This is a genomic window from Streptomyces sp. 135, from assembly GCF_020026305.1.
Lineage (GTDB): Bacteria > Actinomycetota > Actinomycetes > Streptomycetales > Streptomycetaceae > Streptomyces.
Window position 1 is genome coordinate 3,172,911 of sequence record NZ_CP075691.1, and the last position, 14,112, is coordinate 3,187,022.

Sequence of the window (14,112 nt, forward strand, 5' to 3'; positions counted from 1 at the left end):
GATCGTAATCGTTCACACGAGCGGGGCCGCGGACTTGTCTTCCTTCACCACGGGTCCCTCACGAGCGGGGCTCACCCCCGCAGATACGCCAGGACCGCCAGCACCCTGCGGTGGATTCCGTCCGCCGGCGGCAGGTCCAGCTTCCCCAGGATGTTGCCGATGTGCTTGCCCACCGCCGCCTCGGAGACGACCAGTTCAGCCGCGATCGCCCCGTTCGACTTCCCCTCGGCGACCAGCGCGAGCACCTCGCGCTCGCGCGGCGTCAGCTGCTCCAGCGGGTCGCGCCGCCGCCGCAGCAACTGCCGTACGACCTCCGGGTCGACGACCGTGCCGCCCCGCGCGACCCGCGTGAGTCCCTCGATGAACTGCTCGACCTGGCCCACGCGGTCCTTGAGCAGGTAGCCGACGCCGGTGCCGTCCCCGGTGTCCAGGAGCTCGGCGGCGTAGGACCGTTGGACGTACTGGCTGAGCACGAGGACCGGCAGCATCGGCCGCTGCGCCCTGAGCGCGACCGCCGCCCGCAGTCCCTCGTCCTGGAAGCCGGGCGGCATCCGCACATCGGTGACGACGATGTCCGGTTCGTACGCCGATACGGCGTCCCGCAGCGCCTCCGCGTCGCCGACCGCGGCGACCGTTTCGTGTCCGAAGCGGCTGAGGACGCCTATGAGGCCCTCGCGTAGCAGCACGCTGTCCTCTGCGAGGACGACTCTCAGGCTTGGGGCTGGGGTTGGCACGGGATCTCCACTGACAGGACTGTCGGACCACCCGGCGGGCTGGTGACCGTCAGTGTGCCATCGAGGACCGCGAGCCGGTCGGCGAGCCCGGTCAGGCCCGTACCGCGGGCCGGGTCCGCGCCACCGCGGCCGTCGTCGCGCACCTCGACACGGAGGACTCCGTCGGTGTGCGCGGCCGTGATGTGGGCCCTGGTCGCGCCGCTGTGCCTGCCGACGTTGGCGAGGGCCTCGCGGACCGCGAAGTACCCGGCGGACTCGACGGATTCGGGAAGCCTCGGCAGCGCCATGCCGGCCGTCTCCACGCCGGCCGTCTCCACGGGTACCGCGGAGCGGTCCGCGGCGTCCTCTATGGCCGCCGCCAGGCCGTAGTCGGCGAGGACCTGCGGGTGGATGCCGCGGATCAGTTCCCGCAGTTCGGTCAGGACGTGCCCCGCCTCGTCGTGCGCGGCGGCCAGTTGCCCGGCGAGGGCGCTGCCGGGCGCGGCGTCGAGCCGGGCGAGGCCGAGGCGCATCGTGAGCGCGACCAGCCGCTGCTGTGCCCCGTCGTGCAGGTCCCGTTCGATCCGCCGCCGTTCGGCTTCGAAGGCGTCGACGAGCCGGGCCCGGGAGCGGGTGACCTCGGCGAGGCTGGCGGCGAGTTCCGCCTCGCGCGGGGCGAGCAGGAGGCGGGTGAACGCGGCGCGGGCGGCAGCGTACGCGCCGAGGGGGTGCGCGAGGACGGCTAGCAGGAGCAGGCCGAGGAGCGCGGTGCCGCCTGCCGCCGGGTAGGCGTCGACGACCCACAGCTTGGCGGGGCGGATGTCGTGGCCGGGGCCGCCGGTGAGGGCGAGGTGCGCGGGGGCGGCGACGAGGAGGGCGGGGAAGGCGACGGTGCAGGCCAGGACGAGGAGGTCCAGGGGCCACAGAACGAGGGCGAGCAGGGCGGTGTGGGCCAGCTCGCGCCAGGTCGCCTGCTCCTTCAGGCGGAGCCGGAACCAGGCCTGGATGCCCGGGGTTTCCGGGGTGCGGTGGGGGTGGGCGCCGGGGCGGGGTCGATGAGCAGCATGCGGCGGCGTTCCAGGGCGGCGACGGGGACGCCGGAGAAGGCGAGGCCGGTGAGGAGGGGGATGCCGACCAGTACGAGCACGAGGGCTGCCCCTACGGCGGTCAGGGCGGCGCCGATGACGAGCACGGCGGCGCCGAGGAGGGCGCCGCCGAGGAGGTAGGCGGCGCTGCGCCAGGGCGCGCTGCTGAGGAGGTAGTCCCGCCGCCACAACCCGCCCCACACGCTGTCCCGAACCATGGGCTTTACGGTAGGGGTTGGGGCCCGGTGGGTGGGGGCGTGGGGTGCGTCCTTGGGGGCGGGGGCGGGGGCGCGGGGCGGGGTCGCGGGGGGCCGCCTTGGGGCGTCGTGTGGGGCCGGGGCCGCGGGGGTATGTCCGTGCTCGCCATCTTGGCGCGGGGCCTTTGCTGCTTCGCCCGCCCTCATGACCACCACTGTGCTCCGCGCGCACATACCCCCACGTCCCCTCGGGCGCGCGAGCGCCTGCGGGCCGTCGTCGGCTCGTGTCCTCCCTCGGGCGCGCTCGCAACTGCGGGCCGGCGTCGGCTCATGCCTCCCTCAGGTGCGTGGACGACTGCGGGCCATCGTCGGCTCGCGTCTTCCCTCGGCCGCGCACGAGCAGCTGCGGGGCGTCATCGGCCCTTGTTTCCCTGTTTCCCTCGGGGGGCGCATTCGACTGCGGGCGGTGCCCCATCCCTCCCTGCCCCTACCCCGACATCTCGACGCCGAGTAACGGGCGGGTGGGAGACGTCCGGCGCGGAGCGGCGGGGGAGGGGATACCGCCGGGTGCGCGGCGCTTCCCGCCTCTACCTCGGCGTCTCGATGCCGAGTTACGGGCGGGTGGGTGGGAGATACCCGGCGCGGAGCGGCGGGGGAGGGGATACCGCCGAGTGCTTGGGGCGCCGCGGGGCGGGAAGGCCGCCGGGACGTCAGAGGTGCAGTAACGACTCACGGCCATGCTCGCGGAAGCGACCCCGCAGGGCCGCCACGTCCGCAGCCGTCAGCCTGCGGTACCCGGAACCAGAGGGACGCCACCAGACGGGGTCCGCACAGCAGAACCCCTCCCCCCGCAACACCGCCCGCGCCACCTTGTTCGTCGCCGTCACCGGCATCCGCCGCACCACACGCACGAAGCGGGGCATCATCTTCGTCCCCAGATCGGGCTGCGCCAGCAGGAACTCCGCGAAGTCCAGCGGATCGAAACCCACCCCCTCCGGCGTCGCCACCGCCGCCATGACCTGATCACCCGCCACCGGATCCGGCACCGCGTACACCGCGACGGCCACCACCCCCGGGTACCGCGCGACAATGTTCTCGATCATCGCCGCCGCGAGGTTCTCGCTGTCGACCCGCAGCCGGTCATCCGTACGCCCCGCGAAGTAGAGGTACCCGCGCTCGTCCCGGTAGAAGAGGTCCCCGGTCCAGTACCAGCCGCCCCGCACCCGCTCGGCCTGCGCCTCGTCGTTGCGCCAGTACCCCTCGAAGGGATTCGGCCCCCGGTTGACCAACTCCCCTATCGCGGCGCGCCCATTGAGCAGCTGACCGTCATCCGTGAACCGCGCCGCCTCGCACTCCCGCAGCGTCACGGCATCGACCACCGCGAGGTCGTCCCCGGGCGCCGCCCGCCCGATCGCCCCCGGCGGCGTCCCCGGCGTACGCTGGATCGCCGCCCCGCCCTCCGACGAGCCGTAGCCCTCCACGAGCCGCACCCCGAACCGCTCCTCGAAGCGCGCCGCGTCCACGGCCCCCGCCTCGGTCCCGAACCCGACCCGCAGCGGATTCTCCCGGTCGTCCGGCCGCTCGGGCGTGGCCAGGAGGTACTGCACGGCCCGCCCCACGTACGTGAAGTACGTGGCCCCGAACTCCCGTACGTCGGGCAGGAACCGCGAGGCGGAGAAGCGGCGGCTCAGCGCCACCCCCGCGCCCGCCGCCAGCGCGGGCGCCCAGTCCGCGATCACCGCGTTGCCGTGGAACATGGGCATGCAGATGTAGTGCGTGTCGCTCGGCCGGATCCCGAAGTGGGTGACGAGGGAGCGGCCCGCCGCCGCGAGGCGGCCCTGGCTGCAGATCGCCGCCTTGGGGGCGCCTGTGGACCCGGAGGTGAAGTAGAGCAGCATGCGGCTCGCCGGGCCCACGGTCCGCGCGATCTCCGGTTCCGCGTCGGCGTAGGGGGCGAGCAGGGCCCCGTACTCCTGTGTGTCCGTCACCAGTACGCGTACGCCGGGCAGTTCGAGGCCGTCGAGCAGCGGCAGCCGAACCTGTTCGGTGACGAGCAGCCGACAGTCGGTGTGCAGGATGTCACGGGCCAGTTCGGCGCCGCGCCGGGTGGGGTGATGCCCGCCACCGCCACCCCGGCGAGCGCCGCCGCGCTCAGCCACAGGGAGTACTCGGGGGTGTTGTCGAGCAGGACGCCTATGTGGGGTTCACCCCGGCTCGACAGCAGGTCGGCGAGGAGCGCGGCCCTGGCCGCGGCGCCCGCCGTGACCTCGTGGTGGCTCAGCGCGCCGTCCGCCCAGCGCAGGCCGGTGCGGTGGTCCTCCCACCGCGCCTGTACGAGTTCCGCGACCGTGCTCCCGGTGCTCCCCATGGCCGCGCACCATAGTTGACGTCACGTCAGATCGGGAGGGTGTTGCGGGCGAGTGGCGGCTCTGACACTGCCTTGTGGCCGTTGCCCACGTGCGGCTCCGCGTACGCCGTGAGGTCGTGCACGGCGTACGCGGAACCTGTTCGTGGGGTGCGGGGAAGCGCCTCAGGCAAGGTTCAGAATTTGACGTCCGAGCAGGCGTAGAACGCGTTCGCCGTGTCGGCGACCGTCCAGACCGCGACGATCACGTGGTGACCGCTGCGACCGCCGGGGATCGTGCCGCTGTGCGAGAGCGTCGCGGGCGGCTGCTGGCTGTTGTACGGGACGCTGAGGAACGGCGTGGTGTCCAGGGCGGCCCTGGTCACCGGCTTGCTGTCGTCCCAGCCCTGCTTGGTGATGTAGTACTTGAAGTCGGTGGTGCGGTGACGGGCGGTGAACTGCCAGCGGAACGTGTAGTTCTGCCCACCGCTCACCTGCGTCGCGGGCCAAGCGGCGCCGCTCGGCGTCTTCGGCGAGTTGAGCTGGTTGAAGCCCGCTATGCCCGCCGAGCAGATCTTGCCGTCCGCGGGGCCCCCGGCGGGGAAGCCCTTGAGGCCCTCGACGCTCTGCGGTTCGTACTGGATGGAACCGCAGTTGGACACCACGCCCTTGGCGCAGTTGATCTGCCGACTGGCGGGCAGATCCGTGTAGCCGTGGCTGCTGGCGCCACCGGCGGAGAGCGCGAACGCGCCGACCGTGGTGAGGCCGACCATGGCCGCGTACACCTTCTTGTTACGCATGTGCCGCTCCTGACCGAACATGGGGAAGTTCCGTGAGACGTGCGCGCACTGCGGTCTAGACCAAGTTCAGATTATTGCCGTTAGTTGAACATGTCCATACCAACCGGGGAGGGGATCCGTCCGGGCCGTGCACGGCAACCCGTCGACACGGGCGGGCAGTTGTGCACGGTGCCCGGTCAGCGCTGGTCGACGCGTCCTGTGTAGAACGCCACCGTCAGGTCCTTCACCAACGCCTTTCGCTCGTAGTCGTCCAGCTCCACCAGGCCCCGTGTGGTCAGCCGCGTCACGGTGTCCTCGACGGAGTCGACCACCGAGGTCAGGACCGTGTCGCGATGGCGCGCGTCGAGCGCGGCGACCCGGCTGCGCTGCATCGCGGCGGCGACCTCGGGCGCGTACTCGATACGGGTCGGCTGGGCCGAGAACACCTCGACGCCGACCGCCTCCGCCTCGGCGGCGAGGGCCCGCGTCAGCGCGGCGCCCACGGCGTCCGCGTCGCGCAGAGTGGGCGCGTCGTCGTGGAACGCGTCGGCCGGCAGCCGCGAGAGCACCCGTGCGGTCGTCGCCTCCACGCACTCCCGCAGATACTCCTGGTGGTCCTCGACCGCGAGCGTCGCCCGCGCGGTGTCCTTGACCCGCCAGACGAGGAGGACGACGACGCGCAGCGCGACCCCGTCCCGGTCCACGGCGGGCATCGGCTCGCTCCGCCAGTGCCGCAGGCGTACGTCGACGCGGCGGCGCAGGAGCAGAGGGTTCACCCACAGCAGGCCGGTGCGGCGGACGGTGCCCCGGTAGCGGCCGAAGAGGCTCAGCACCCACGCCCGGCCGACCCGTCCCCGCGCCAGCCCGCCGAACCCGAAGAGGCCGAGCGCCCCGGAGCCGGCGAGCGAGGCCCACTGGGCGGCCCCGAGCCCGGCCCCCGCGTGCCCGGGCAGTCCGTCACGCGCAGCGCGGGCTCGGCAGGAACCCCGCCCACCACAGCGAGAGCGCGCACCCGGCGGCGCACGCACCTGCCGAGCACGCTTACGAGGCCGGCAGCACCCGCGCCCGACGTTCCACGAGCGCGGGTCGACGTCGGGCGCCGGACGCGCCACGGCTTCGGCGGGCGCGGCCGCCGGGCGCCGTACCGCCTTCGGCTGCTCCCCCGTGCCCTGCCTGCGCCGCACCACGGCGGGCCTCAGCGGGACGCCCGTCACGTCGTCCGGGTCGTCGCGGAAGAGGAGGTGGACGGGGATCTCGGTGGTGGCCTCACTCTGAATCACCCGCCCGGCCCGCACGGCAACCGCTTCACGCACGGCACCGCTCTGCGGGAATTGGGGCTGGGCTTTGGGCTGGGCTTTGGGCTGGGGCCGGGGTTGGGGCTGGAACGGTGACTGGCCCTGGGACTGCGACTGGGCTTGGGACTGCGACTGGGCCTGGGCTTCGGACTGGGGCTGGGCCTGGGCCGGAGACTGGGCCTGGGCTTCGGACTGGGGCTGAGCCTGGGCCGGGGACTGGGCCTGGGCTTCGGACTGGGGCTGAGCCTGGGCCGGGGACTGGGATGGAGACTGGACCTGGGCCGGAGACTGGGCCTGGGCTTCGGACTGGGGCTGAGCCTGGGCCGGGGACTGGGATGGAGACTGGACCTGGGCCGGGGGCTGGGACGAGGCCGGGACCGGGGGCTGGGCCGGAGACTGGGATGGAGACTGGACCTGGACCTGGACCTGGACCGGGGGCTGGGACGAGGCCGGGACCGGGGACTGGGCCGAAGCCAGGGACTGGGCCGAAGCCAAGGACTGGGCCGAAGCCAAGGACTGGGCCTGGGATTGTGAAGCTGCCGTCGCGCTCATCCGTGCCTCCGCCTCATTCGTGCCTCGATCTCGCTCTTGCACCGGGCCCGCCAGCCCGTGCGCCGGGCCCGTCCGTGCGTCCGTCGAACCCGCCTGTCCGCGGGCCGACCCCACCTGCCCGCGAACCGATTCCGCCTGCCCCTGCGCCGAACCCGCCCACACGTCCGCCGAACCCACCAGGCCCTGCGCCGAACCCGCCCATGCGTCCGCCGACCCCACCGGCCCCCGAGCCGATCCCTCCTGCGTCACCGACGTCCCCACGTCCGCCGGCGGCCTCATCCGCACCTGCTCCGAATCCACTCGCACCCGCGCCGAATCCACCCGCACCCGCCCCCGCATCGACCTCATCCGTGCATACGCCGATCCCGCTCGCCGTCGCCCCCGCCTGTCCCACCTCCCCCGCACGGCCCCGGCCCCGCCCACGCCCCTCACCGGAACAGCCTCCGCCACGTCTCCGGCCCCGGATAGCCGTTGGCCGCCGCGCCACGCCAGCCCTGGGCGCGCTGGAACGCCTCCACGTTGCGTCGGTCGCTCTCGCTCCAGACCGGGTCCGGGCCGGGGCCTCCCGTGTAGTACCTGCCGTAGCCCTTCCGCACCAGCTGCCTCCCGAGCTGCTCGACCGCCGTGTGCGACTGGCCGGGGCGGAAGACGCCCCTGCCGGGAAAGGCAGGGCGAGCCTCCGCGCCGCTCCCGCCGGCCCCCGCGCCCGCCGCCGGAATGTCCCGTCCCTTCCCCTGCATCAGGTACGACCACGTCGTCGGCCCCGGCAGCCCGTCCGCGTCCACGCCCCGCCAGCCCTGCGCCAGCTGGAACGCCCGCGTCGCCCTGCGGTCCGCCTCGGTCCAGCGCGGCCCGGGGCCCGACCGGTAGAACCGCTTGCCGCCACGGGCGACCAGGGCCTTGCCGAGCCGCGTCACGTACTTGTTTTCCGCCCCCGGCCCGAAGGCCCCGGCACCCGGGTACGGCGTCACCGCGGAGCCCGCGCCGCTCGCCTTGCCGCCCGCCGGGTCCTCCACGGCCCCCACGTCCTCCGCGGCGCCCTCCACCCCCTTGAAGCGATAGGCCACATAGCGGTTCGCGTTCGCCCAGTAGGCATAAGGCGTCGCCTGTTTACGGGCATGCGGCCTGGCTTGTTCGTACGCCACGTAAAACGTCTGCGTACTGTCCGTCCAGCCCCCGAAAATCGTCACGTGAGAACCGTTGGTGGGGTTCGCCGGATTGTGGAAGAGGAGAATGTCGCCGGGCCGGAGCTCCTCCTTGGCAATACGGGTCCCGTACTTGTCGAGGGTGCCCGTCCATTCGTTGCCGCTCAGGTTCCAGGCCATCGAGACAAAGCCCGAGCAGTCCTGGCGGTAGCCGTCGGTCCAGTACTCGCTCATGCTGTACGGCACCCGCGCGGTGACCCACGTCTGGGCCCGCTCGATGATCTCCGTACGGGTGATCGCCCGGTAGGTCGAGCCCGCCGACGTGCCCGCGCCGCCATGCAGCGGGCTGACCCCGCCCTGCGGCGTGTCCGGTCCGCCCCGCGGCGTGTCCGGTCCGTCCGGCGTCGGCCGGGGATCGGGCCTGGTCGGACGGGCACCCGCGTCCACCACGGCCACGGCCGGCAGCGCCTGGCCGCCGAGGACCGTGCCGCCGCCACGAGGACGAGGGCGCGGCGCGCGCCGTGCGCCGCCGGGTGGCCCCCGAGGCGCAGCGGGAGCGCGTGCGCCATCGAGCGCCGCCAGTGGATACAGCCGGGGCAGTCGCAGTCGCTCTCGGGATCGAATTCCACGAATACCGGAGCGTCCTCCATGCGATTTCCCTCACACTCCTGAAAAGAATGTCCGCGAATCTGCACGTCCGTCAGTTTCTCAACTGTCCGGGGATACCGCATGTTGACGGTCCGAATGATGTATCCGGCCCGCCAGGGGCCCTCGCCACGTGTGCCGGGAGACGGGGGGTGGTCGGGAGCACCCCGGCACATCCGGTAGAGTTCTCCAGGTCAGCAGGCGCCGCTAGCTCAGTTGGTTAGAGCAGCTGACTCTTAATCAGCGGGTCCGGGGTTCGAGTCCCTGGCGGCGCACAGACAGCGAAGGCCTCCCGTTCACGCGGGGGGCCTTCGTGCATGCGGGGGCCTTCGCCGTGCCCTCGGCACGCCACCCCTACCGCTACCGTTGCGCCATGGCGCGCGACATCCAGGAGCGGATCAAGAAGCTCATCCTCGATTCCCGGCTGCCCTCCGGGGCCTCGCTCCCCACCGAGCCCGAACTGATGGAGCGCCTGGGGGTCAGCAGGAACTCCGTACGAGAGGCCCTCAAGGCACTCCAGGCCATGGGCATCGTAGAGATCCGGCACGGTTTCGGGACGTACGTCGGCCCGATGTCGGTCGCGCCGATGATCGAGGGCCTCGCGTTCCGCACGGTCGCCGGGCACTACCGCGGCGAGGACAGCCTGCTCCAGCTCCTCGAGCTGCGCGAGGCCGTGGAGACCGGGCTGATCGCGCGCCTCGCGGGCCGCGTCCCGGCGGCCGACCTCGCCGAACTCGACGCCTTGGTGGACCGCATGGACGCCGAGGCCGCCTCCCCTCGGGGCGCCGTGCGCGCCGAGACCGACCGCGCCTTTCACGCCGCGCTCTACCGCGGGCTCGGCAATCCGCTCCTCGGCGAGGTCCTGGAGGCGTTCTGGGACTCCTTTCACAAGGTCCGCACGGATCTGGTGGACGTACCGCAGGATCCCAGGATCACCTGCCGCCAGCACCGCGAGATCCTGGAGGCCGTGCGCTCGGGTGACGCCCTCCGGGCCGAGCGCGCCATACGGGAACACTTCGGCAACATTCGAACACGTTTGGGCACACCTGCACCAAGAGACACCTCAGATAGCTCGTTTGACCGGTAAACGCCTTGTTTCGCCCTTGCGATCATGCTGGAGGGCGTAGAAACCTGTTCGGGAGTCATCGGCTCTCATGAGGCGGGCGGCACGGGGCAGTTGGGGGCTCCCGCGTCCGCGGCGGGGCAGGGCTGGGGGCCCCGCTCACGAAGCGATGTCGAGGGGGGCATCAATGCGACCGGAGGCGTGCCGGTCCCTGCCTGAGGGGACGGTGGCCTGCCATTGACACGTCCGTGGGGGTCGTGGGGAACCCGTCGGGCGGATGGAACCAAGAACACGCGGGTGACCGCGTGCGGGGGGAAGACCATGACGTCGACGCCGACGGGGGCGCGGCAGAACGACCCGGCAGAAACGACCCGGCTGCGAGTGCCACCGCACAGGACCGGTGGCTTCCGCCGCATCAAGAAGACCCTGCCGCGGTACGACTACGAGCACTACAGCCGGCTCGCCGGGCCACTGACGCAGCCCGACCCGGGCAAGCCCTACCGGGTGAGGTACCGCTCACTGCTCTCGCAGGAGCCGCACAGAGTACGGGCCGCGCTGATGCTGGGCGCGGCCCCACTGCTCTCGCTCGTCCTGCTCGGCTGGCTGCTCCAGCCCGAACACTGGACGAAGCGGGACTACGTCGCGAACGACTGGCTGCCTGTCCTCGACGTCGTCATGCTCGTCTCGATCGGCCTGATCGAGTTCTTCCGCTGTATGAACGTGCTCTCCAACGCGCACGCGACGCTGGTGGCACGCGACCCGGTCCCGGTGGTGCCCGAGACCGGCACCAGAGTCGCCTTCCTCACCTCGTTCGTGCCCGGCAAGGAGCCGATCGAGATGGTGACGAGGACCCTGGAGGCCGCGGTCAGGATCCGCCACCGCGGCCTGCTGCACGTCTGGCTCCTCGACGAGGGTGACGACCCGGAGGTCAAGGAGGTCTGCCGGCGGCTCGGCGTGCACCACTTCTCCCGCAAGGGCGTGACGAGGTGGAACACGGCGAAGGGCCCGCACCGCGCCAGGACCAAGCACGGCAACTACAACGCCTGGCTGGACGCGCACGGCGACGCCTACGACTACTTCGCCTCCGTGGACACCGACCACGTCCCGATGCCGAACTACCTGGAGCGGATGCTCGGCTTCTTCCGCGACGAGAACGTCGGCTTCGTCATCGGCCCGCAGGTCTACGGCAACTACGACAACTTCGTCACCAAGGCCGCCGAGTCGCAGCAGTTCCTCTTCCACGCGCTGATCCAGCGGGCCGGCAACGCCTACGGCGCCCCGATGTTCGTCGGTACCTCCAACGCCGTACGCATCAAGGCGCTGAAGCAGATCGGGGGCCTGTACGACTCGATCACCGAGGACATGGCGACCGGCTTCGAGATCCACCGCGCCACGAACCCGGCGACCGGCAAGAAGTGGAAGTCGGTCTACACGCCCGACGTGCTCGCGGTCGGCGAGGGCCCGAACGCCTGGACGGACTTCTTCACCCAGCAGCTGCGCTGGTCGCGGGGGACGTACGAGACGATCCTCAAGCAGTTCTGGAAGGCGCCGTTCTCGCTGCCGCCGGGCCGTCTCTTCAACTACACGATGATGGTCATCTTCTACCCGATGTCCGCCATGAACTGGATTCTCGCGGCGCTGAGCTGCGCGCTCTTCCTGGGTCTCGGCGCGTCCGGCGTGAACATCGACCCGACCATCTGGCTGATGCTGTACGGCAACGCCTCGGCGCTCCAGATCGGCCTCTACATCTGGAACCGCAGGCACAACGTCTCCCCGCACGAACCCGAGGGCTCCGGCGGTGTGGCGGGCATGGTGATGTCGGCGCTCTCCGCCCCGATCTACGCGCGCTCCCTGCTCGACGCGGCCCTGCGCCGCAAGAGCAAGTTCGTGGTGACCCCCAAGGGCGACTCGGCGAGCCCGGACACGCTGTTCGGGACCTTCCGCATCCACCTGTTCTTCATCGTGGTCTTCGGTGCCTCGATGGCCGCCTCCTTCCTGTACGGCCACTCCCACCCGGCGATGATCATCTGGGCCTCGTTCGCCCTGCTGATCACGGCGGCGCCGGTCTTCGCGTGGCGCTGGGGCATGCGGCAGGAAAGGAAGGAGTCCGAGACGCCGCGGGAGAGCGGCACTTCGGGCCCCCCGCCGGGCGCCGGTCCGACGTTCCCGCAGCAGCGCGACCAACGGTACGACCAGCGGTACGACCAGCAGCGCGACACCGCCGCCCCGCACGCGCCGCGCCCGAAGCCCAGCTGGGCGTCGTCGGAGCAGACGATGCGGATCTCCCTTGGGGGACGTGAGAAATGAATGACCGTTCGAGCCGCCGCCGCGCCCGCCGCATCGCGATTGGCGCGGCGGTCGTCCTCGCGCTGGCGGGGATGAACGGCCCGTGGCTGTGGCGCGTGGGCTCCGAGAAGTACCACGACTACAAGATCAACCAGCCGGAGTACAAGGCCGCCAACGGCCACTGGGACATCGTGGAATTCCCCGAGGAGTACCGGCAGAACACGATCCACGCGGCGCTCCTGCACACCGGCAAGGTCCTGCTGGTCGCCGGTTCCGGCAACGACCAGGACAACTTCGACAAGAAGAAGTTCGACACCCGGCTGTGGGACCCGGTCAAGAAGACCATCAAGAAGATCCCGACGCCCACCGACCTGTTCTGCACGGGTCACACCCAGCTCGGCAACGGCAATCTGCTGATCGCCGGCGGCACGCAGCGCTACGAGAAGCTCAAGGGCGACGTCACCAAGGCCGGCGGCCTGATGATCGTCCACAACGAGGACCCGGACGAGCCGAAGACGATTCCCGCCGGCACGAAGTTCACCGGCAAGAAGAACGGCAAGACGTTCGTCTCCCAGGACAACGTCCTCGTGGAGAAGGCGAAGAAGGTCTTCGACAAGCGGACCGGGAGGTTCCTGCGCACGGAGGCGGGTCTCGGCCGGGTCTACGTAGAAGCCGCCAGGAGCGGCGCCAAGTACGAGACGGGGACCCAGGACAATTACCGCGTCGAGGGCGTGAAGGGCTCCGACAAGCGCAACGTCTACGGCATGGCGCAGAAGCTCGCCCTGGACAAGAAGGACTTCCAGGGGATCAAGGACGCCTTCGAGTTCGACCCGGTGGCCGAGCGGTACATCAAGGTCGACCCGATGAACGAGGCGCGCTGGTACCCCACGCTGACCACGCTCACCGACGGCAGGATCCTCTCCACCTCGGGCCTTGACGAGATCGGCCAGCTGGTGCCGGGCAAGAACGAGGTGTACGACCCGAAGACCAAGAAGTGGACGTACACCAAGGGCATCCGGCAGTTCCCGACGTACCCGGCGATCTTCCAGATGACCGACGGCAGGCTCTTCTACTCCGGTTCCAACGCGGGCTACGGCCCCGCCGACGTCGGCCGCAAGCCCGGCATCTGGGACCTGCGGACCAACAAGTGGCGGGGCGTCCCCGGCCTGAGCGACCCGGGGCTCATGGAGACCTCCGGCACGGTCGAGCTGCCGCCCGCCCAGGACCAGAAGTACCTGGTGGTCGGCGGCGGCGGCGTGGGCGAGTCCAAGAGGTCCAGCGAGAAGACCCGCATCGTCGACCTGAAGGCGGACGAGCCGCGCTTCGTCGACGGGCCCCCGCTGGAGAAGGGCACGCGCTACCCGCAGATGTCCACGCTGCCGGACGACACCGTGCTGATCTCCGGCGGCTCGGAGGACTACCGCGGGCGCGGCGACTCCAACATCCACCAGGCGCGGATCTACGACGCCGGGACCGGGGAGATGCGGCGGGTCGCGGACCCGGAGGTGGGCCGCAACTACCACGCCGGTTCGGTCCTGCTCCCCGACGGCCGCGTGATGTTCTTCGGCTCCGACTCGCTCTACGCCGACAAGGCCAACACCAAGCCGGGCGTCTTCGAGCAGCGCATCGAGATCTACAGCCCGCCGTACCTCTACCAGGGTCCGCGGCCGGCCCTCGGCAAGGGCCCGAAGACCATCGCGCGGGGCGGCTCGGGGACCTTCCCGACCACGCACTCCTCGGCCATCAAGGCGGCCCGCCTCATCCGGCCCAGCGCGTCCACGCACGTCACGGACATCGACCAGACGTCGATCGCGCTGGACCTGGAGAAGTCGAGGGGCGAGGTGACGGTGACGGTTCCGAAGAATCGCAGCCTGGTGGAATCGGGCTGGTACATGCTCTTCGTGACGGACGACCAGGGCGTCCCGAGCAAGGCGCGCTGGGTCCACGTCCGGTGAGCAGCCGCCCCGTAAGGGGCGCGGGGAACTGCGCGAGCAACCACACGAGAGCC

The 14,112-nt window shown here is 71.3% G+C and carries 5 protein-coding genes, 1 tRNA gene and 4 pseudogenes; 4 read left to right on the top strand and 6 right to left on the bottom strand.

Annotated features, from left to right (window positions below; all coding sequences use genetic code 11):
• Nucleotides 1-71: 71 nt before the first annotated feature.
• The 6 genes and pseudogenes from KKZ08_RS14215 to KKZ08_RS14240 all read right to left on the bottom strand — a co-directional run bounded on the left by KKZ08_RS14215 (nucleotide 72) and on the right by KKZ08_RS14240 (nucleotide 8,760).
• Nucleotides 72-734, bottom strand: coding sequence for a response regulator transcription factor (locus KKZ08_RS14215; protein WP_223774801.1), 663 nt, complete (start codon nucleotides 732-734; stop codon nucleotides 72-74).
• Nucleotides 710-2,016, bottom strand: a pseudogene (locus KKZ08_RS14220) (sensor histidine kinase). The gene KKZ08_RS14215 and the pseudogene KKZ08_RS14220 overlap by 25 nt, the downstream one beginning before the upstream one ends.
• 689 nt (nucleotides 2,017-2,705) lie before the next feature.
• A pseudogene (locus tag KKZ08_RS14225) lies at nucleotides 2,706-4,363 on the bottom strand (AMP-binding protein).
• Between the two features lie 173 nt (nucleotides 4,364-4,536).
• The gene (locus KKZ08_RS14230) at nucleotides 4,537-5,139 is read right to left on the bottom strand and encodes a lytic polysaccharide monooxygenase (protein WP_223774802.1); all 603 of its coding nucleotides are present in this window, start codon (nucleotides 5,137-5,139) and stop codon (nucleotides 4,537-4,539) included.
• 176 nt (nucleotides 5,140-5,315) lie between these two features.
• Nucleotides 5,316-6,431, bottom strand: a pseudogene (locus KKZ08_RS14235) (SPFH domain-containing protein).
• Between the two features lie 962 nt (nucleotides 6,432-7,393).
• Nucleotides 7,394-8,760 (bottom strand): annotated as a pseudogene (locus KKZ08_RS14240) (peptidoglycan-binding protein).
• 196 nt (nucleotides 8,761-8,956) lie between these two features.
• Here KKZ08_RS14240 and KKZ08_RS14245 point away from each other — a divergent pair.
• The 4 genes from KKZ08_RS14245 to KKZ08_RS14260 all read left to right on the top strand — a co-directional run bounded on the left by KKZ08_RS14245 (nucleotide 8,957) and on the right by KKZ08_RS14260 (nucleotide 14,059).
• Nucleotides 8,957-9,030 (top strand) — tRNA-Lys (locus tag KKZ08_RS14245).
• Nucleotides 9,031-9,128: 98 nt separating this feature from the next.
• Entirely contained in the window at nucleotides 9,129-9,842 is a 714-nt protein-coding gene (locus tag KKZ08_RS14250) for a FadR/GntR family transcriptional regulator (RefSeq protein ID WP_223774803.1), read from the top strand.
• Between the two features lie 297 nt (nucleotides 9,843-10,139).
• Nucleotides 10,140-12,125, top strand: a complete 1,986-nt coding sequence (locus tag KKZ08_RS14255) for a cellulose synthase catalytic subunit (RefSeq protein WP_223774804.1) — start codon at nucleotides 10,140-10,142, stop codon at nucleotides 12,123-12,125.
• A complete protein-coding gene (locus tag KKZ08_RS14260; RefSeq protein WP_223774805.1) occupies nucleotides 12,122-14,059 on the top strand; it encodes a kelch motif-containing protein in 1,938 nt (645 codons plus the stop codon). Before KKZ08_RS14255 ends, KKZ08_RS14260 begins: the two co-directional genes overlap by 4 nt.
• Nucleotides 14,060-14,112: the final 53 nt, after the last annotated feature.

Bases quoted from the DNA above. Each gene is read 5' to 3' on its own strand.
- KKZ08_RS14255 (WP_223774804.1), top strand. From the start codon at position 10,140: ATGACGTCGACGCCGACGGGGGCGCGGCAGAACGACCCGGCAGAAACG.
- KKZ08_RS14260 (WP_223774805.1), top strand. From the start codon at position 12,122: ATGAATGACCGTTCGAGCCGCCGCCGCGCCCGCCGCATCGCGATTGGC.
- KKZ08_RS14250 (WP_223774803.1), top strand. From the start codon at position 9,129: ATGGCGCGCGACATCCAGGAGCGGATCAAGAAGCTCATCCTCGATTCC.
- KKZ08_RS14230 (WP_223774802.1), bottom strand. From the start codon at position 5,139: ATGCGTAACAAGAAGGTGTACGCGGCCATGGTCGGCCTCACCACGGTC.